A 17,483-nucleotide genomic window follows, 5' to 3' on the forward strand; every position below is an offset into this window, starting at 1 on the left:
ATGACACGTAGTAACAAAAGAGTGGTCCAATTGATCAAAGAAGGTCAAGCCCACATTCGAGTTTCCGTGAGCGGAACTGCACATTTGATCAGCAGGCGCCAATGGCTTTGGCAAAACCGCGGGCAGAGTGCAAAATCGCGCAGGATCACCTCTGGGCGAGCTCCCAGATTCGCCCCGCGTCACTCAGCGCCTCACGCTTGAGCGATGCGATCTCCGCGGCCTCTTCGTCCTCACCCCATTGCGAGATCTGCCAATCCTCGTCGAGGCGCGAAAGATCCCATGCCTCCAAGGCAGTCAACCGCCCGCGCGCCACCGCAAGCCCAAGCACCAGCGAGCCGGTGATGCCCACGAGATCGTGCAACGCTGCCAGCGCGAAAGCATCACAGGCGGCAACCTCCGAACGCAGCCGCGACAGCACGTCTTCCGATTGCGCCACCGGCAAGACCCCAGCCGTGACTGCAAGCCGGACGCCAAAGGTCTCCGAGGCCCAATCGAGAAGTGGATCCCATTTCTCGGCCTGAAGCGCGACCAGTTCGGCGGGGTTGTCGGCCCGATAGCACAGCAGATCGGTGCCGCCATATTCGGCGACGTGCTCGACCACCTCGTCATGCTGATGGGCGACCTTGTCGATCGCTGCGTTGGCGGAGCGGGTTACAGGCATGGTATGCGGGGCGATCTGGCCCTCCTGTGCCTCCCATTCCGCCGCGATCGCCTCGGCCAGCGCCCGGGTCGGCACCACGAGCGGCGCCTTGGCGGGCGTCTTCACCGCGCGCCCGTCGAGCGCCACGCCGAAGCCCTCGGGATGGTCCGTCACCGAGGTCTCTTTCCAGAACCGCTTCGCCGCCCATTCGCTCATGCACTCAACTCCCACAGATCGAGAAGCGCCGCCTCCAGCGCCTCGAAATCACTCACCATGCGATGCGCACCCGCGGCCTCCAGGTCGGCAGGCGGGTGATAGCCCCAGCGCACGCCGATCGTGGCGACGCCCGCGCTGCGGCCCATCTCGATGTCGAAGCTCGTGTCGCCGATCATCACCGCATCCACCGCACTCACCCCGGCATCAGCCAGCGCCGCCCCGATCATCGAGGGGTGCGGCTTCGAAGGGTGATCGTCGGCGGTCTGCTGGCTGATGAAGAGCCCCTCGAGCCCGTGATGCTCGATCAGCGCCCGCAGGCCCCGGCGCGACTTGCCCGTCGCCACCGCAAGCAGCATGTCATCGCGCGCGGCCAGCTTGCGCAGCAGATCCTCGGCCCCGGGATAAAGCGGTGCGGGCGAGGCCGCGCGCTGGCTCATGTAGCTTTGCTTGTAGCCCTCGACGATGCGTGCCTGCGTGTCCTCGTCGAGTTCCGGCGCGAGCCGTGCCACCGCAAGCGGCAGCGAGAGCCCGACGATCTGCAACACCGAAGACGCCGGCGGCGCGGGCACGCCCGCCGCCTCGAAGCCCAGCGTCATCGCATGAGTGATGTGGTTCTGGCTGTCCGAGATCGTGCCGTCGACATCGAAGATCGCGAGCTTCATTTCAGATCCTCGAACGGGTCGGCGGGCACATCGCCCTCGTGCCAGTCCAAGAGATCCCAGGTCCGCTTCATATGTTCGGGAAGAGGCGCGGTGATTGTCATGCGCTTGCCGGTCACCGGATGATCGAAGCTGATCTGGCGGGCATGCAGGTGCAGCTTCCGAGAAATCTCGCCGCCCAGCTGCGCGCCCCAGCCGTCGCCGAGGTTCTCCTGGCTCGAACCGCCATATTTGCCATCCCCGATGATCGGGTTGCCGATCTCGGCCATATGCGCGCGCAGCTGATGCGTGCGCCCGGTGATCGGGACCAGCGCGACCCAGCTCAGCCTTTGGCCGAGGATGTGCAGCGTGAAATAGTCGGTCGTGGCGCGCTTGGCGCCCTCCACCTGGTCGATCTTTGCCGGGTGGATGCAGAGCATCTTCTCCCCCTCTCCACCACGCCCGTGCCCCGGCGCCTTCACCAGGCCGAAGCGGATCGTGCCGGTCTTGGGCTCGGGTGCGCCAGCCACGGCGGCCCAGTAGATCTTGCGGGTGGTCTTGGAGCGAAACGCCTCCGACAGGCGGCGCGCGACGCGATCGGTGCGCGCCAGCAGCAGCACGCCCGAGGTGTCCTTGTCGAGACGATGCACCAGCTTCGGCTTGTCCTTGTAGCCGAAGGTCAGCGCTTCGCTCAGCCCGTCGACATGGCGGTTGCCCTGCCCCGAGCCACCCTGCGAGGGCAGACCCGGCGGCTTGTTGAGCGCGATGATATGCTCGTCCTTCCACAGCACACAGCTCTGGATGAATTTCGCATCCGCGTCGGAAATGCCTTCGACCTTGGGCTTCGGCGCTTCATCGGGGATCGGCGGCACGCGGATCTCCTGTCCCGGCGCGACGCGGGTATTGGCCTTCACCCGGCCCTTGTCGACACGCAGATCGCCCTTGCGGCAGAACTTCTCGATCATGCCCTGAGAAAGCTGCGGGAAGCGTTTCTTGAGGAAACGGTCCAGGCGCTGCTCGCCATCTTCCTCGGTTACCTTGATATGTTGAACACCGCTCATAGCACCGCCCGCATCAGATGGATCCCCGCAATCAGCCCGACCAGCGCCGCGACCAGCGTGAGGCCCACGTAGAAGGCCGCAAGGCCCGTCTGGCCCCGCTCGATCAGCGTCCATGTCTCGAGCGAGAAGGAGGAATATGTGGTGAAACCGCCCAGCACCCCGGTCGCGAGGAAGGCGTTCCAGTGGGTGAGCTGTTTGTCACCGAGAAAGGTGATCAGCATCCCCATGAAGAAGGAACCGAGGATGTTCACCGTGATCACGCCAAGCGGCATCGGCTGCGGGCCGAAACTGCGCATCATGCCCACGCCGACCAGATAACGTCCCGAGGCGCCGATCGCACCACCTAGCGCGACCTGCAAAACCGTTGAAAGCATCGCTGTCTCCTTTGGCGCCCTTGGACCTTCGGACGCGCGAAATGTCAAGTTTGGCGGCGCTCGCGCTGCTTGGAGAACCAGTCGAGGCGCTTTTTCAACTCACGCTCGAAGCCGCGTTCGACGGGCTGGTAGAGGACGGGGCGCTTCATCGTATCGGGGAAGAAGTTCTGCCCCGAGAACCCGTCCTCGGCGTCATGGTCATACTGATACCCCGCGCCGAAGCCCTGCTCTTCCATCAGCTTCGTCGGTGCGTTCAGGATATGCATCGGCGGCGGCTCGGAACCAGTGCGCTTGGCCTCCTTGCGCGCGGCCTTGTAGGCGATGTAGCCCGCGTTGGATTTCGGCGCGAGCGCGAGATAGAGCACCGCCTGCGCCAGTGCCAATTCGCCCTCGGGCGAGCCGAGACGCTCATAGGTGTTCCATGCGTCGATACACAGCACCTGCGCCTGCGGGTCGGCCAGCCCGATATCCTCGACCGCCATGCGGGTAATGCGCCGGGCAAGGTAGCGCGGGTCCTCGCCACCCTCGAGCATCCGCGCAAACCAGTAGAGCGCGGCATCCGGGTCCGAGCCGCGCACCGATTTATGCAGCGCCGAGATCAGGTTGTAATGCTCGTCGCCCGACTTGTCGTATTTCGCGGCGCGCTTCATCAGCCGTGTCGAGAGCGCGTCGGTATCGAGATTGCCCGTCACCTTCCACGCCGCGACCTGCTCGATCAGATTGAGCAGCGCCCGCCCGTCGCCGTCGGCCATCTCCAGCAGCGCATCGCGCGCCTTGCCGGTCAGCGGCAGCGGCTTGCCCAGAGCCTTCTCGGCGCGTTGCGCGAGCCGTTCGAGATCGGCCAGATCGAGCCGCTGCAGGATCATCACCTGCGCGCGGCTCAGCACAGCGGCGTTCAGCTCGAAGCTCGGGTTCTCGGTGGTGGCGCCGACCAGAAGGATCGTACCGTCCTCCATATGCGGCAGGAAACTATCCTGCTGCGCCTTGTTGAAGCGGTGGATCTCGTCGACGAAAAGCAACGTGCCACGGCCTTGGGTGCGGCGCAGCTTTGCGGCCTCGAAGACCTTTCGCAGCTCCGGCACCCCGGTGAAGATCGCCGAGATCTGCACGAAGGCACGGTCGGACGCGTCAGCCAGCAGCCGCGCGATCGTCGTCTTGCCCACACCGGGCGGCCCCCAGAGGATCAGCGATCCAAGGCTACCCGCCGCAAGCATCGCTCCGAGTGGTCCATCCGGGCCAAGCACCTGCTCCTGCCCGATCACCTCGGAGAGCGATTTCGGGCGAATGCGGTCCGCCAGCGGGCGGGGAGCCTCGGTCGCGGGGCGGGATGGGGAAGGAGAGTCGAAGAGATCGGCCATGATGGGCGTGAAGGTAGTGCCTGGACCGTTGCTCGAAAAGCCCCCGCGCGTGTGAGCGCGCAGGGGCTTGTTTTTCGATCAGTGAAGGTTCTGCGAGAAGTCCATGGAGACCACCTGGTTATTGATCCCGTCGATCTCAAGCACCGGCCCCATCGCGGTCATGTCTACCCCCACACGCCCCGCCCAACGCGGCCAGTTCGCGTTGAGCAGCGTGAGCGCCGAACGCGCACCCAGGCGACGCGCGGCATTGCCGATCTCCATCACCAGCTTGGCGTGGACGCGGCGACGCATTGCGGCGGGCACATCATGGGCCACGAAGAGGCGCGAGCTTTCCCAGACCGTCTCGGCAACGGGTGCCTCGTCATAGAGAAGATTCGACGGGATGGTGTCGAGCAGGCCACGCTGTGCATCGCGGATCATGTAGGTGTAGATGCCGCATTTGGTGGTGGTGGGCGTCAGACGGTTGCCTGCGAGCACCTTGCCCAACTCGTCATGGACGACGACCCAGCGGCTTGCGGGGGTGTCGTACTGGTCGTATTCCATGCCCATCGCTTCGGGCAGATCCCATTTGTTGTGGACGATGAAAAGTTCTCGCCGAGCGCGAAGCATGTTCGCGAACAGCTCGCCATGGTTGTGGAAATTGGTGAACGAAAGCGTGGTGGTCTGCATGTCTTCCTCCTGCAGGGTTGGTTGGTCAAATCAGCCGTGCGGAGGGCGACAGCCACTAGAGCAGTCGAAAGTCCTTGGCGCGCTGGATGGCTTCGGCCGTAGTCCGGGCCATCAGCCTTGTTCGCGCAGAATTCAGACGCGCCTTTAGAGCGCTCTCAGAAATCCCCAGTTTTGCGGCTGCTGCCGCGTGTCGGTCGCCCCCAGCAACACAGCGCAAAGCCTCGATCTGAGCCTTCGTGAGCTCCTCGGGAGGTTCGGTCATCTCGTGCAATTCGTGCACGATCTTCTCGAACGTACCGATCTCTTCGTCGAGGAATTCCCGATCATCGCGGGCAAAGCTCGCGATCGTTCGGGACCGGATTGGTCCACAAGAGACCGTGACCCCATATACGAGGCCATATTTCCGGGCTTCATCGAAGAGGTGGAACGGATCCGGCAGGCGCGGGTCGCTCCACCGGATTGCTCCGGTCTCGCTAAACCCCCACGCGGTCATCGGGTCGCGCAGCACATATCCTTTCTCGGTGTAATGATCCAGCCAGGCCTTGTCGTAGGTCTGGTAGGTCATCAACGGAGCCGTGAAGCGGATATGCAACCCGACGAAAAAGCCGCGCGGAGCCATACGGCCCAACTCTCTCAGCTTCAAATCGATTCTGCTCTGTATCGACATACCTTTTTTAGACATGTTGAAAAAAATTCGGTCAACTTAAAAGTGTTAACCGGTTTTACGGTTTCCGTTGGGGAACCGCGGCGAAGGGAATAATCTGACGAGCGCGCCGGTGCTCGAGAACGAATCTGACGCGTCAATGGCAGACTGTCAGGCAAGAAGGGCAAAATGAGGGCGAAATGAAAAAATCCCGCCCTTTCGGACGGGATTCTGAAGTCTTTCGTCAACCTCGAGGGTCGGCGCGAGGATCAATCCTCGGCGGCCTCTTCGGCTTCGACACGCGCCTTGTCGGCAGCGCCTTTGGCGGCCGGGTCACGATCGACGAATTCGATGATCGCCATCGGCGCCATGTCGCCATAGCGGAAGCCGGCTTTCAGAACGCGAACATAACCGCCCTGACGCTCGGCGTAGCGCGGGCCGAGCACGTCGAACAGCTTCGAGACGTACTGGTCCTGCTTGAGCTGCGCCGCAGCCTGACGGCGGGCGTGCAGGTCGCCGCGCTTGGCGAGCGTGACCAGCTTCTCGATGATCGGACGGAGTTCTTTTGCCTTCGGCAGGGTCGTCTTGATCTGCTCGTGCTCGATCAGCGAGCCAGCCATGTTGGCGAAGAGCGCCTTGCGGTGCTCATGGGTACGGTTGAGGCGGCGGTAGCCACGTGCGTGACGCATTGTCATTCTCCAATCTTGCGTTTTGCTTTGTCAGGCCGGCGATGCGTGTCACCGGCTCACCTTGGGGCCTCTCGACCCAGATCGTCCCCGGCAGCCCGGGCATTTGTGAGGGGCGTTTATCCAACGCCCCTCAAATCGTCAATCAGAACTGGTCTTCGAAACGCTTGGCCAGATCTTCGATGTTCTCCGGCGGCCAGTCTTCGACTTCCATACCGAGATGCAGGCCCATGCCCGAGAGCACTTCCTTGATCTCGTTGAGCGACTTGCGGCCGAAGTTCGGAGTGCGGAGCATCTCGGCTTCGGTCTTCTGGATCAGGTCGCCGATATAGACGATGTTGTCGTTCTTCAGGCAGTTCGCCGAACGCACCGAAAGCTCGAGCTCGTCGACCTTCTTCAGCAGCAGCGGGTTGAACTCGAGACCGTCGTCCGCGTCCTGCTTCGAGGCCGATTCCGGCTCTTCGAAGTTCACGAAGATCGACAGCTGGTCCTGGAGGATGCGGGCAGCGAAGGCCACCGCGTCTTCCGCCGAGATCGAACCGTCGGTTTCGACCTTCATGGTCAGCTTGTCATAGTCGAGCACCTGACCTTCGCGGGTCGGCTGCACTTCGTAGGCGACTTTCTTCACCGGCGAGTAGATCGCGTCGACCGGGATCAGGCCGATCGGCGCATCCTCGGGACGGTTCTTGTCGGCGGCGACATAGCCCTTGCCGGTGTTCACGGTCAGCTCCATGAACAGGTCGGCGCCGTCGTCGAGGTGGCAAACCACGTGATCCTTGTTCAGGACCTCGATGCCGGCGGTCTCGGTGATGTCACCGGCGGTGACGACGCCCGGGCCCTTGGCCGAGATCGAGAGACGCTTCGGCCCTTCGACATCCATGCGCAGCGCGACGCCCTTGAGGTTCAGGACGATGTCGGTGACGTCTTCACGCACACCGGCGACCGAGGAGAACTCGTGCAGCACGTTGTCGATCTGAACGCTGGTGATCGCGGCGCCCTGGAGCGACGAGAGCAGTACGCGACGCAGCGCGTTGCCGAGCGTCAGGCCGAAGCCGCGCTCGAGCGGTTCGGCGACGATAGTCGCCTGGCGCAGCGGGTCGTTGCCGGGCTTGATTTCAAGCTGCGTCGGCTTGATGAGTTCGGCCCAATTCTTGTGGATCATGCGTTTGCCTCCATACCAGTCCCAGACCCATGCCCAATGTCGGGGACGCCCGAGGATAAAACCGAAAAATGCGGCAGGGCCGCGCGGGAAATCCGCACGGCCCGACCGTCGTAATCTAGATCAGACGCGGCGACGCTTCGGCGGGCGGCAGCCGTTGTGCGCGATCGGGGTCACGTCACGAATCGAGGTGACGGTGAGACCGACAGCAGCCAGCGCGCGCAGCGCCGATTCACGACCCGAACCGGGGCCCTGAACTTCGACGTCCACGGTGCGCAGACCGTGTTCCTGAGCCTTCTTGGCCGCATCTTCTGCAGCCATCTGAGCGGCATAGGGGGTCGACTTACGCGAACCCTTGAAGCCCATCGTGCCGGCCGACGACCACGAGATCGCATTGCCCTGCACGTCCGAGATCAGGATCTTGGTGTTGTTGAACGAGGAGTTCACATGAACGACGCCAGCGGCGATGTTCTTGCGTTCCTTGCGCTTAGCGCGAACCTTATCACGAGCCATTGTTCCTGCCTCCCCTTACTTCTTCTTGCCGGCGATCGGCTTGGCCGGGCCCTTGCGGGTACGGGCGTTGGTATGGGTGCGCTGACCACGCACGGGCAGGTTGCGGCGATGACGCAGGCCACGGTAGCAGCCGAGGTCCATCAGGCGCTTGATGTTCATCTGAACTTCACGGCGCAGGTCGCCTTCGACGGTGTGGTTGGCGTCGATGTATTCGCGGATCGCGAGCACTTCGGCATCCGAAAGCTCGTTCACGCGGCGGGTCTGGTCGATGCCGACGGCGTCGCAGATCTGCTTGGCCGAGTGGGGACCGATCCCGGTGATGTAGGTAAGTGCGATCGGGACGCGTTTCCCGGTCGGAATGTTGACGCCAGCAATACGTGCCAAAGCGCTTATCCTTTCGTTGCGAGCCCGTAACCCCAGGCCCTTTTTTCACAACACAAGGCCCGAAACTGGCGCTTCGGGCCCGCGACTGCTTCCCGTCGGGGAATCTTCCGTAAACGGAAACGATTCTCAGAAGAGACGCCGTGACCTAGAGGGAAACGCCCTCCGGGTCAAGACTTGATTCACGATTGCGAGACGCCGTCGAGAATTCGAGCAATCTCGCCCGCCACGTCCTCGATCTCGGCGAGACCGTCGACGGTCAAAAGATCTCCCGCGTGATAGTAGTAGCCGATCAGCGGAGAGGTCTTCTTGTAGTACTCCATCAGGCGGGTACGCAGGCTGTCCTCGTTGTCGTCGGCACGGCGCTTGACATCCGTGCTGCCGCATTTGGCGCATTTGCCGTCGGCAGGCCAGGGCTTGGTCTGGTCGTGATAGACCTCGCCGCAACCGCCGCAGGTCGAGCGGCCGGTGATGCGCGAGACGAGTGCCTCGTCATCGACCTGCATCTCGATCACCGCGTCGAGCTTGGCGCCCATCTTCGCGAGCAGTTCCCCCAGCGCGTCGGCTTGCGCCAGCGTGCGCGGGAACCCGTCGAAGATGAAGCCTTCGCCGCCACCGGACAGTTTCTCTTCGATCAGACCGATCACGATCTCATCGGTCACGAGTTGGCCCTTGGCCATGACTTCCGCGACGCGGTTGCCCATCTCGCTGCCCGAGTCCTTGGCCTCGCGCAGCATGTCCCCGGTGGAGAGCTGGACCATGCCACGCTCTTCGACGAGACGGCGGGCCTGCGTGCCTTTACCGGCGCCGGGCGGGCCGAGGAGGATGATATTCGCCATGATGGATCCTTCCCGAGATCAGGTTTCGGTTAGCGACGCGCGGGCGGCTTGCGCGGCCCCTTCTTCTTCGAACGGCCCCGCAGCTGCGAGCGCTCGATCAGGCCTTCATACTGATGGGCCAGAAGATGCGACTGGATCTGGTTGATCGTATCCATCGACACGGTCACCACGATCAGCACCGAGGTGCCGCCGAAATAGAACGGGATCGACAGCTGCGAGCGAAGGATCTCGGGCAGGAGGCAGACCGCGGCGAGATAGGCCGCACCGATCACCAGCACTCGGCTGACGACGTAGTCGAGGTAATCCTCGGTCTTCTTGCCGGGACGAATACCGGGCACGAAGCCGCCCTGGTTCTTCAGGTTGTCCGCCACCTCGTCCGATTTGAACGAAACGTTCGCCGTGTAGAAATAGGCGAAGAAGACGATCATCGCGACGTAGAACAGCAGGTAGAGCGGCTGACCGGGACCGAAATAGGCAAGGATCGTCGACATCACCGGACCGGTATTTTGGCCCGAGAAGGTCGCGATCGTGGTCGGCAGCAGCAGCAGCGAAGAGGCGAAGATCGCCGGGATCACGCCCGCCGGGTTCACCTTGATCGGCAGGTGCGAAGAGCCTCCGTCATAGACCTTCATCCCCACCTGACGGCGCGGATACTGGATATGGATTTTGCGCAGCGCGCGCTCCATGAAGACCACGAAGGTGATCACGAGCGCGATCATCACGATCACGCCAAGGATCACCGGGGTCGAGATCGCACCGGCGCGGCCCTGCTCGAGGAAGCGGGCGAGGGCTGCGGGGATCTCGGCAACGATGCCGACGAAGATGATCAGCGAGATGCCGTTACCGATGCCGCGTGCGGTGATCTGCTCACCGATCCACATCAGGAACATGGTGCCGCCGACGAGGGTGATGACCACAGCCGCGATGAAGAACAGGCCCGGATCATGGGCGAGATCGCCCTTCTCGAGCGACACGGCCAGACCCCAGGCCTGGAAGGTCGCGAGCGCAACGGTCGAGTAGCGCGTGATCTGGTTGATCTTCTTGCGGCCCTGCTCGCCCTCTTTCTTCATCTGCTCAAGAGCCGGAACGAGCGCGGTCAGAAGCTGGATGATGATCGAGGCGGAGATATAGGGCATGATGCCGAGCGCGAAGACACCCATGCGGCCCAGTGCGCCGCCGGTGAACATCGAGAGGACGCCGCCCAGGCCCGAGCCCGCGCTTTGCATGAACTCGCGCAGCGCCTGCGCATCGATGCCCGGAACCGGAATATAGGTGCCGAGGCGGTAGATGATCAGCAAACCGATGGTGAAGAAGATGCGCTGGCGCAGCTCTGTGGCCTTGCCAAGGGCGTCCCAGCTCAGGTTCGCCGCCATTTGCTCTGCAGCAGATGCCATATGCTCGTCTCTTTCATGTAAAGCGCCGCCCAACCGGTTCCCGGTCGGCGGCGCCTAGAAAACCTTCGCCTATGTAATCGGGCCGGAGCCCGCTCACAACAGCTTATTCAGCAGCCTGCGCCACCGTGATCGAGCCGCCAGCCTTCTCGACAGCCTCGATGGCCGACTTCGAAGCGCCGGTGACGTTGAGCGTCACTTTCGACTTGATGTCGCCCTTGGCGAGAACACGCACGCCATCGAGCTTGCGGCGAACCACACCGGCCGCGACCAGCGCGTCTTCGGTGATCTCGGCTTTCGCGTCGAGCTTGCCGGCTTCGATGAAGGTCTCGATCTGACCGAGGTTCACGACGTTGAACTTCTTCGCGTTCGGCTTGGTGAAGCCACGCTTCGGAAGACGACGGTAGAGCGGCATCTGGCCGCCTTCGTAACCGTTCAGGGCCACGCCCGAACGCGATTTCTGACCTTTGATACCACGGCCAGCCATCTTGCCCTTGCCCGAGCCCGGACCGCGAGCAACGCGTTTCTGTTTCTTGGCAGCGCCGGGATTGTCGCGCAGTTCGTTGAGTTTCATATCGCTTCTCCTTGCCGGAGCACCTTCCCGAAGCGAGTGCGGAAGGGACACGGCTTTTCTTGGTTGATTCTGATGCGGCCTCGCGGCCACCGGGGGCGTATAGAGCGTTTGTCCGCGCCTTGCAACTCCTGCCTGCACAGGCCCCGCGGGCCGTTGCGCGCCGTTGCGCACGCAGCCCCAACCCTTTCCTAAGCGCCGCTTTGCACGATTGCCGCAACGCCGAAATCCTTATCCAGAAGCGGAGCCAGACGATGACCAATCCTTTCCACAACCGCGCGCCTTCTCTCTCGGGCCCCGCCCTCGACATCGTGCCTGTGACGCCCGATGACGCGACCGATCTGCCGACGGTGGCGGTGGCGCTTTATGTCGAGACCGGGGGCGTGGTGAGCTTCGTCACCGCGAAGGGCAATGCGCGCTCGGTCGCGGTCGCCGATTTCACCATCCTGCCCGTCGGCGCCGAGCGCGTGCTGGCAACCGGCACCACGGCCACGGGCATCCACGCGCTGACGGTGGTGTGATGCTGGGCTTCGGTATCAACACGTTGACGCAGGCCGGGCGTCGGCGGGCGGCTGGCTGGTCGCCCGCCGCACTCGCGCCGATTGCCTGGTACGAGCCCGCGGACCGAGCGACGCTGTTCCAGGACGCGGCGATGACGGTGCCGGTGCTCGTCGATGGCGATCCGGTCGGGGCGATGCGCGACAAGTCGGGCCAGGGGCGCGACCTGATCCAGAGCATCGATGCACGCCGCCCGCTCTATCGCACCGATGGCGCGTCGCATTGGCTCGAATATGACGGGATCGACGACGCGCTGAGCGTCGTGCAACTGCCCTTCACCACCGAGGCCACGGTGGGCCTGGCCTTCTCGGTCCAGTCCAATGCCAGCGGCTACCCGCCGGTTCTGCGCAACGGCACGGCGGCGACGGATGGCTCGGGGCGCCAGCCGATGATCTATCTCGACGCCAACGCCCCGCAGGTGGTCAAGACCTGGTGGGGCAATCGCGGGCTTGCGGTGACCCTGCCCGCGCAGGTGACGCAAATGGGGCCGCTCTCGCTGGTCAGCTCGATCTCGGGCGGCGCGGCGCAGATGCGCATCGGCACACTGAGCGCAAGCACAACAGGCGTCAGCATGGCCCCGGACATGAGCGGAAATTTCGCCCTCGGCATGGCAGGTTTCGTCGGTCGGATCTATGGCGTGGTGATCTGCGCCACCGAGCAGCCGCCCGAAGCGCGCGATGCGCTGGCCGCGCATCTGGATGCGCTGTCGCGGGGATAAGACTCAATCGCCGAAGAACCAGACGCCCCCGCAGCAAGCCGTTGCGGGGGCTTTTTCGTGCCGTACACACGCGAAGGTTGCATTTTGTCACACCTCGCCGCAGGATCGACGGCAGAGCCCCGGGCCAAGAGGAGGGCGCACCATGCCGATCGCTCTGACGGCCTACGCTCTGACCCTGATCGTCGCCCTGACGAGCCTGGTCTTGCTTTATCGCGCAGGAATGCTGAGCGCGGTGGCGATGCTCCTTTATCTCTGCGTCCTGCTGCTGATCCGGCCGTTGACGCTCTTTTCCGGTCTGGATATGCCACAACCGGCGAATGCCTTTGACGATGTGGCGCTCGACGCGGCGTTAGCACTGCTTGCGGCGCTACTCTGGATCGGGCTCTTCACACTTTGCGCACTGGCGATGCGCGCCTATCTGCCCCGGCTGGGCGCAGCATTTCTTCCCCGCCCGGTCAGCACCCCCGACCCCGCGCGTTTGCGCCTGTTCGCGGCGGGGCTGGCACTGCTCGCAGGCGCGATCACGGCGGGGTTCGTCCTTCAGTCGGGGTCGCCCGGCGCCTTTATCTACAGGGTGAAGGTCGCGCGCGAGATGTCGGGGCTTTTCCTCTTTCTCCATCTCGCGGTGCTCAGCCTGATGTTGAGCCTCTACGGACTGCTTGAGGAGATCCGCCGGGCCGAGACCCCAGCCCGCCGCCGCTCTGCCTTCCTCTTTTACGCGCCGCTGTTGCTCATAGCGATGGGGGCGAGCTTTGCCTGGGGCAACCGAGGCAATATCGCCTATATCCTGATCGCGGGCGCGCTGTCCTGGCATGTGCTGATCGCACCGCTGCGGCCAATACGCGTGCTGATCGGTGCCGCGATCCTGTTTGTCGCGCTTTTCGCGATGGGCAACCTGCGCGAGGCGCGGCTCGAAGCTCTCACCGGCACGCCCTATTCCGAGCGCAGCCTGACACGCAGCCTCTCGAACTCGCTGCACCTCGCGGAATTCGACGCGCTCAGCCTCGCGATCAAGGATGCGGGCAACCGCTACGAATTGCGCGAGGGCGCCGATTTCCGCAACGGGATCCTCGCCATGGTGCCGCGCCAGATCCTGCCCGAACGCCAGATCTTCAATGTCGGCGGTTGGTTCCGGCAGGTCTACGAACCCGGCAAGGTCAATGGCTGGCCCGTCACGGTGATCGGCGACTGGTTCGTCAATTTCGGCTGGATCGGGGTGGTATTGGGCGCAGCGCTCTCGGGCGCGGTCGCGGGGCTATTCGACAGCGCCTACAGCCGGGTAAGCAGCCGGACATGGGACGCGGTGCTAGCCCCCGTGCTCGGCATCCTGATCCTCAAGGGTGGGGTCGGAACGGGAGCGCCCCAGCAGATCGTGCTGACGTTGATCCCGCTTGCCATCCTGTCGCTGGCGCTTCGCCTGCGCGGGGAAACTGGCCGAGCCAGCGCGCGATGGCGGTCCGGGGAAGCGTGACGCTCAGGGGCGCGCCCTGTGCGATCCGCGCCGCGATCTCGACCTCGGGCGCATCGCGCGCGATCACCGGCAGGCCGGTATCGCGGGCGATCTCGGCCGCACGGTTGTCGATCGACAGGATAAGCGCGCGCCGTCCCTTTTGCAGTGCGCGGATGCCGCCATGCAGCCGGTTGCCGACATAATCGAGCCCCCGGCCGCTTGCGAGAAGCGCATCATAGGCCTCGAGTGTGGGCGCGAGGATCTCGGCTCGGCCTTGCGTGACCTGTGTGACATAATCGAGATCGTCGATCCCTTGCGGCCAGACATGGACCTTGCGATAGCTCCGCGCGAGCAGATCGAAGATGCGTGCGTCGGCCGGGGACGGTTTTCGCATCGTGAAGGTGGTGACGACCTCCTCTGCCCTGGTTTGCGGGATGTGGGAGAGGGGCTCGGGCTCCAGCCCCCACATCGTGACACAAGCAGTCACCTCGACATTCTCGATCCCTGCCTTCGCGAGCATCTCCTTGGTGTGACTGTCGCGCACCGAATGGACCGCATCGCGTGACAGCAGCCGCCGCAGCATCGCCGCCGTCATCGCGCTGGGCGGGCGCTCGTAATCGCGCCAGCCGGCAGCGAGCAGCACCAGTTTATTTACCAGCGCCAAGTCGCGTAGCCCGACCCGCCACCCCCGATCAGAAAGCAGCCGCGAGGTCAGCAGGTTGCTCCCCCCGACGATCGCATGATCGGCCTGCCGGATCAGCCGGTGCGAGCGAATGCCCATGCGCTCATGCGTCGGCAGATGCGTCAGGAAGTGATCCGGCAGCGCCTGACGGATCCAGTGGCGCGCGGCCTGCGAGATGATCTCGTCGCCCGCGTTGCGCGTGGCGATGGCCGGGTCGAGGATCGCCACGGCGCGGCGCGGGGCAAAGAATGCGTCAGACACGGGCGGGCTCCTTTGAGAGGCAGGACGTGGTCGGGCGCGACAGCGCAATGAGCAGCGCCAGCTGCGCGCTCGAGACGATCAGCAGAGCAAGGGCCACTCCTTCGAGCCCGGCAAATTGCGCCCCCGCCACCGCACCACTGAGGATCGCGAGCATGACCCCGAACCGCAAACCCGCGAGGCAGGCAAAGCGACGCTGCGCGACGAGCCCGGTCTGCAGCGCCGCAATCGGCAGGCGCAGTGCCAGAACGCCCGCCATCAGAGTGAGAAGCCGGGTTTCAGCCGCCAAACCGGGACCGAAGACGAGGTTGAGAAGCGGGCCGCCGAAGAGCGCGGCAATCACCAGAGCCGCGCAGCCGAGCGCCGCGAGCCCCCCGGCAAAACGCGCCAGCATCCGGCCGAACGCGCCCTGCCCTTCGCGGTTCGCGCGGGCAAGCCGCATCGCCATCGCCTGGCTCAGCGCGGCGGCGAAGGCGGTGCCGAGCACCAGCACGTAGCCGACCGCAGTATAGATCCCGGCCAGCGTCAGAGGCAGCAGCGCCCCCACGATCAGCCTTGGCGCAGCGGTTCCGATTTCGCCCAGCAGCATCGCGAGGCCGAGCGCCCGGGTCTCGCGCAGCAACGCCACGAGCCGCGTGCGCGTGAGATCGGGACGCAAGCGAACGAAGCGCGCGGCCTGTGGCAGATCATGTCCCAGCGCCACCGCAGCCCACGCGACCGCCTGCCCCGCGACAGCCAGTGCCACCGATCCGCTCGCAAGAAGGACTGCGACAAAGGCCGACAATCCCGCCAGCCCGCGCAGCGCAAGCGAGCGCGCAACCGGGTCCATCCGCCCCGCCGACTGAAAGGCGCCATAGCTCAGATCGCTGAGCGCATCGGCACCGCGCGCCAGCGCCACCATCACGAGGATCGCACCCAGCGCCGGGTCGCGCAGCCCCAAAGCCAGTGCCGCCACCGCCATCACCGCGAGCGCGGCCACCGTCGTCAGCCCGCGCAGCCCGAAATACACCCCGAAGCGCGCGCGGCCCTTGGCATCGGTCGCGAGCCCCATACGCAGACCCAACCCCGCAGCGAGGAAGGTGATCGAGGCCAGCGACACCGCGATGCCATAGCGCCCGACATCCTCGAGCGGCGCCAGCCGCGCCAGCGCCACGACCAGCCCGGCCTGCGCCAGAAGAAATGTCCCCTGCCCCAACAGCGACCAGCCCAGATCCGAGCGGATCGAGTTCATCGCCGCCGGGACGGAGAGGGACGACCGCGCCGCCACCTTTACTCCGCCGTCTTGCTGATCGAGGCGCTCAGCATCCTCGGCATGATCGCGTTGACCACGTTGCTCCAATGCGTGACCTTCTGCGCCGCGACGAAAACCACGTCATTGGGGCGCAGCTCGAACCGGGTCGCAAGCAAGAGCCCCGCCGCATTGCCCGCATCGAGATGCCAGGCGGTGACCTGCCCCTGAGATCCGGGCACCTCCGCCGCCCGCAGCACGTAGATCTGACGCGGGTCGGCGGTCTGGGTGAAGATCCCGCCCGCCTCGTCGAACAGCGCATCGGCAAGCGAGGCGGTCTGACCGAAGGGGAGCGCATAGCGGCTCTGTTTGGGCAACTCGCCCGCGATATAGACATAGTCGCGCTTCTCCGCGCCCAACTCCAGCCGCGCGGCGAAGCTCTCGCGTTTCTCTTTCAGCGCGGCGCGGCGCAGCTCGACCTGCGTCGCTAGCATTTTCATCTCACTCTCCCGGTAGGCGCCGAGCTTGAGCTGCTGTTCGAAATAGGCCGCCGCCTTGTCGAGATCATATTCCGAGCCGACAAAGACGCTATCGCCCGAGGCAAGCCGGACCCTCTGCGCACCGGAGCGCTTGTAGAGATCAACGAGCGGGATCTGGTAGAGTTTTCCCGCGCGGAAAATCCGCACCAGCGCATACTCGGGATCGGAGCCGCGCACCCCGCCGCGCTCGGCCAGCGCCTCGTCGAGATAAAGCGGGCTCAGCCCGATCGCGATCACGCCGGGATCGGCGACCGCCCCCCCAATAGTGACCTTCTGCGAATGGAACTCGGCCAGTTCGACCGAGAAATTCGGGTTCGCGTTCTTGTCGAGGAACTGCCGAAAGAGCGCGGCTTCGGCCTCTTCGATCGTCATGCCCGCGATCTCGACGCGCCCGATACCCGGAATCGAGATCGTCCCGTCATCCTGCACCGTGTAGCCCTGCCGCGCGTTCTGCGCCGCGAGCAGGCCCGAAAGTTCCTCCACGCTCGAGCCGGTCTTCGGCGTGGCAAGCAGCACTACGTCACCGACCCCGATCCGGTAGCTGCCCGGGCTGGCGGGCGGCGGCAGGAGTGTCGCGAGTTGCGCCGGACGCGCGGGCCGGTCAATTGCCGGGGCTGGCGCGCCCCCCGTTCTGCGCAGCCCCTCGCCGCCCGCGCTCTGGACGAAATAGGCCGGCAGCGCACGCGGCGAATAGCCCGCGCCATTGGCCTCCAGCACGGCTTGCGGGGTGATTTCGCGCACCGTCACATCGCCTTGCGCGCTTTGCCCGGGCATCACCGCGCTCTTGTTATAGACCACGCCGCAGCCCGGCAACATCAAGACAAGGGCCAGTACCGGCCCGCGCCAAAGCTCTGCTTTCCAATCCCTCATTTGCCCCTGCCTCATTAAATTTTTTTATCTTTGACCGGCGC

Annotated in this window: 19 protein-coding genes and 1 pseudogene; 3 read left to right on the plus strand and 17 right to left on the minus strand. The window is 64.5% G+C overall.

Annotated features, from left to right (window positions below):
* Window positions 1-145 precede the first annotated feature (145 nt).
* From BMG00_RS06725 to rplO, 14 genes are all read right to left on the minus strand, one after another.
* The gene (locus BMG00_RS06725; protein WP_078573723.1) at window positions 146-856 is read right to left on the minus strand and encodes an ATP12 family chaperone protein; all 711 of its coding nucleotides are present in this window, start codon (window positions 854-856) and stop codon (window positions 146-148) included.
* Window positions 853-1,518 carry an HAD-IA family hydrolase gene (locus BMG00_RS06730; RefSeq protein ID WP_078573724.1) on the minus strand — a complete coding sequence of 222 codons (666 nt, stop codon included), beginning with the start codon at window positions 1,516-1,518 and terminating at the stop codon, window positions 853-855. The genes BMG00_RS06725 and BMG00_RS06730 overlap by 4 nt, the downstream gene beginning before the upstream one ends.
* Entirely contained in the window at window positions 1,515-2,555 is a 1,041-nt protein-coding gene (locus BMG00_RS06735) for an RluA family pseudouridine synthase (RefSeq protein ID WP_078525683.1), read from the minus strand. The genes BMG00_RS06730 and BMG00_RS06735 overlap by 4 nt, the downstream gene beginning before the upstream one ends.
* The gene (gene crcB, locus BMG00_RS06740) at window positions 2,552-2,929 is read right to left on the minus strand and encodes a fluoride efflux transporter CrcB (RefSeq protein WP_078573725.1); all 378 of its coding nucleotides are present in this window, start codon (window positions 2,927-2,929) and stop codon (window positions 2,552-2,554) included. The genes BMG00_RS06735 and crcB overlap by 4 nt, the downstream gene beginning before the upstream one ends.
* Window positions 2,930-2,973: 44 nt before the next feature.
* Complete coding sequence (locus tag BMG00_RS06745) at window positions 2,974-4,287, minus strand: replication-associated recombination protein A (protein WP_078573726.1); 1,314 nt, start codon at window positions 4,285-4,287, stop codon at window positions 2,974-2,976.
* Window positions 4,288-4,365: 78 nt separating this feature from the next.
* Window positions 4,366-4,956 carry an acyl-homoserine-lactone synthase gene (locus tag BMG00_RS06750; protein WP_078525689.1) on the minus strand — a complete coding sequence of 197 codons (591 nt, stop codon included), beginning with the start codon at window positions 4,954-4,956 and terminating at the stop codon, window positions 4,366-4,368.
* Between the two features lie 55 nt (window positions 4,957-5,011).
* Complete coding sequence (locus tag BMG00_RS06755; RefSeq protein ID WP_078525691.1) at window positions 5,012-5,623, minus strand: autoinducer binding domain-containing protein; 612 nt, start codon at window positions 5,621-5,623, stop codon at window positions 5,012-5,014.
* A 245-nt stretch (window positions 5,624-5,868) separates the two neighbouring features.
* Window positions 5,869-6,288, minus strand: coding sequence for a 50S ribosomal protein L17 (gene rplQ, locus BMG00_RS06760; RefSeq protein ID WP_078527180.1), 420 nt, complete (start codon window positions 6,286-6,288; stop codon window positions 5,869-5,871).
* Between the two features lie 142 nt (window positions 6,289-6,430).
* Window positions 6,431-7,447, minus strand: a complete 1,017-nt coding sequence (locus tag BMG00_RS06765; RefSeq protein WP_078525693.1) for a DNA-directed RNA polymerase subunit alpha — start codon at window positions 7,445-7,447, stop codon at window positions 6,431-6,433.
* A 120-nt stretch (window positions 7,448-7,567) separates the two neighbouring features.
* Complete coding sequence (gene rpsK, locus BMG00_RS06770) at window positions 7,568-7,957, minus strand: 30S ribosomal protein S11 (RefSeq protein WP_038076914.1); 390 nt, start codon at window positions 7,955-7,957, stop codon at window positions 7,568-7,570.
* Window positions 7,958-7,972: 15 nt separating this feature from the next.
* Window positions 7,973-8,341 (minus strand): 30S ribosomal protein S13, encoded by a 369-nt coding sequence (gene rpsM, locus BMG00_RS06775; protein ID WP_078573727.1) that lies wholly within the window; start codon window positions 8,339-8,341, stop codon window positions 7,973-7,975.
* Window positions 8,342-8,520: 179 nt separating this feature from the next.
* Window positions 8,521-9,177 (minus strand): adenylate kinase, encoded by a 657-nt coding sequence (locus BMG00_RS06780; RefSeq protein ID WP_078573728.1) that lies wholly within the window; start codon window positions 9,175-9,177, stop codon window positions 8,521-8,523.
* A 29-nt stretch (window positions 9,178-9,206) separates the two neighbouring features.
* The gene (secY, locus tag BMG00_RS06785) at window positions 9,207-10,571 is read right to left on the minus strand and encodes a preprotein translocase subunit SecY (protein WP_078525697.1); all 1,365 of its coding nucleotides are present in this window, start codon (window positions 10,569-10,571) and stop codon (window positions 9,207-9,209) included.
* Between the two features lie 103 nt (window positions 10,572-10,674).
* Window positions 10,675-11,142, minus strand: coding sequence for a 50S ribosomal protein L15 (rplO, locus tag BMG00_RS06790; RefSeq protein WP_078525699.1), 468 nt, complete (start codon window positions 11,140-11,142; stop codon window positions 10,675-10,677).
* A gap of 251 nt (window positions 11,143-11,393) precedes the next feature.
* Between rplO and BMG00_RS06795 the strand changes: the two genes are divergently transcribed.
* The 3 genes from BMG00_RS06795 to BMG00_RS17900 all read left to right on the plus strand — a co-directional run bounded on the left by BMG00_RS06795 (window position 11,394) and on the right by BMG00_RS17900 (window position 13,886).
* On the plus strand, window positions 11,394-11,660 hold the full coding sequence (locus BMG00_RS06795) for a spike base protein, RCAP_Rcc01079 family (protein ID WP_078525701.1): 267 nt from the start codon (window positions 11,394-11,396) through the stop codon (window positions 11,658-11,660).
* Window positions 11,660-12,415, plus strand: a complete 756-nt coding sequence (locus BMG00_RS06800) for a hypothetical protein (protein WP_078525703.1) — start codon at window positions 11,660-11,662, stop codon at window positions 12,413-12,415. Before BMG00_RS06795 ends, BMG00_RS06800 begins: the two co-directional genes overlap by 1 nt.
* A gap of 142 nt (window positions 12,416-12,557) precedes the next feature.
* A complete protein-coding gene (locus tag BMG00_RS17900) occupies window positions 12,558-13,886 on the plus strand; it encodes an O-antigen polymerase (RefSeq protein WP_158521691.1) in 1,329 nt (442 codons plus the stop codon).
* 115 nt (window positions 13,887-14,001) lie between these two features.
* On the opposite strand, the pseudogene BMG00_RS17785 reads toward BMG00_RS17900, so the two are convergent.
* From BMG00_RS17785 to BMG00_RS06820, 3 genes and pseudogenes are all read right to left on the minus strand, one after another.
* Window positions 14,002-14,808 (minus strand): annotated as a pseudogene (locus BMG00_RS17785) (polysaccharide pyruvyl transferase family protein); the annotation flags it as partial.
* The gene (locus BMG00_RS06815; RefSeq protein WP_146642567.1) at window positions 14,801-16,144 is read right to left on the minus strand and encodes a lipopolysaccharide biosynthesis protein; all 1,344 of its coding nucleotides are present in this window, start codon (window positions 16,142-16,144) and stop codon (window positions 14,801-14,803) included. The pseudogene BMG00_RS17785 and the gene BMG00_RS06815, both read right to left, overlap by 8 nt.
* Window positions 16,075-17,442, minus strand: a complete 1,368-nt coding sequence (locus BMG00_RS06820; protein ID WP_211274113.1) for a polysaccharide biosynthesis/export family protein — start codon at window positions 17,440-17,442, stop codon at window positions 16,075-16,077. The genes BMG00_RS06815 and BMG00_RS06820 overlap by 70 nt, the downstream gene beginning before the upstream one ends.
* Window positions 17,443-17,483 lie beyond the last annotated feature (41 nt).

It is taken from the genome of Thioclava marina (assembly GCF_002020135.1).
GTDB lineage: Bacteria > Pseudomonadota > Alphaproteobacteria > Rhodobacterales > Rhodobacteraceae > Thioclava > Thioclava marina.

Coding starts and splice junctions, on each gene's coding strand:
- BMG00_RS06820 (WP_211274113.1), bottom strand. CDS start 17,442: ATGAGGGATTGGAAAGCAGAGCTTTGGCGCGGGCCGGTACTGGCCCTT.
- secY (WP_078525697.1), bottom strand. CDS start 10,571: ATGGCATCTGCTGCAGAGCAAATGGCGGCGAACCTGAGCTGGGACGCC.
- crcB (WP_078573725.1), bottom strand. CDS start 2,929: ATGCTTTCAACGGTTTTGCAGGTCGCGCTAGGTGGTGCGATCGGCGCC.
- BMG00_RS06780 (WP_078573728.1), bottom strand. CDS start 9,177: ATGGCGAATATCATCCTCCTCGGCCCGCCCGGCGCCGGTAAAGGCACG.
- BMG00_RS06725 (WP_078573723.1), bottom strand. CDS start 856: ATGAGCGAATGGGCGGCGAAGCGGTTCTGGAAAGAGACCTCGGTGACG.
- BMG00_RS06735 (WP_078525683.1), bottom strand. CDS start 2,555: ATGAGCGGTGTTCAACATATCAAGGTAACCGAGGAAGATGGCGAGCAG.
- BMG00_RS06730 (WP_078573724.1), bottom strand. CDS start 1,518: ATGAAGCTCGCGATCTTCGATGTCGACGGCACGATCTCGGACAGCCAG.
- rplQ (WP_078527180.1), bottom strand. CDS start 6,288: ATGCGTCACGCACGTGGCTACCGCCGCCTCAACCGTACCCATGAGCAC.
- rplO (WP_078525699.1), bottom strand. CDS start 11,142: ATGAAACTCAACGAACTGCGCGACAATCCCGGCGCTGCCAAGAAACAG.
- BMG00_RS06755 (WP_078525691.1), bottom strand. CDS start 5,623: ATGTCGATACAGAGCAGAATCGATTTGAAGCTGAGAGAGTTGGGCCGT.
- BMG00_RS06765 (WP_078525693.1), bottom strand. CDS start 7,447: ATGATCCACAAGAATTGGGCCGAACTCATCAAGCCGACGCAGCTTGAA.
- BMG00_RS17900 (WP_158521691.1), top strand. CDS start 12,558: ATGCCGATCGCTCTGACGGCCTACGCTCTGACCCTGATCGTCGCCCTG.
- BMG00_RS06745 (WP_078573726.1), bottom strand. CDS start 4,287: ATGGCCGATCTCTTCGACTCTCCTTCCCCATCCCGCCCCGCGACCGAG.
- BMG00_RS06795 (WP_078525701.1), top strand. CDS start 11,394: ATGACCAATCCTTTCCACAACCGCGCGCCTTCTCTCTCGGGCCCCGCC.
- BMG00_RS06750 (WP_078525689.1), bottom strand. CDS start 4,956: ATGCAGACCACCACGCTTTCGTTCACCAATTTCCACAACCATGGCGAG.
- rpsK (WP_038076914.1), bottom strand. CDS start 7,957: ATGGCTCGTGATAAGGTTCGCGCTAAGCGCAAGGAACGCAAGAACATC.
- BMG00_RS06800 (WP_078525703.1), top strand. CDS start 11,660: ATGCTGGGCTTCGGTATCAACACGTTGACGCAGGCCGGGCGTCGGCGG.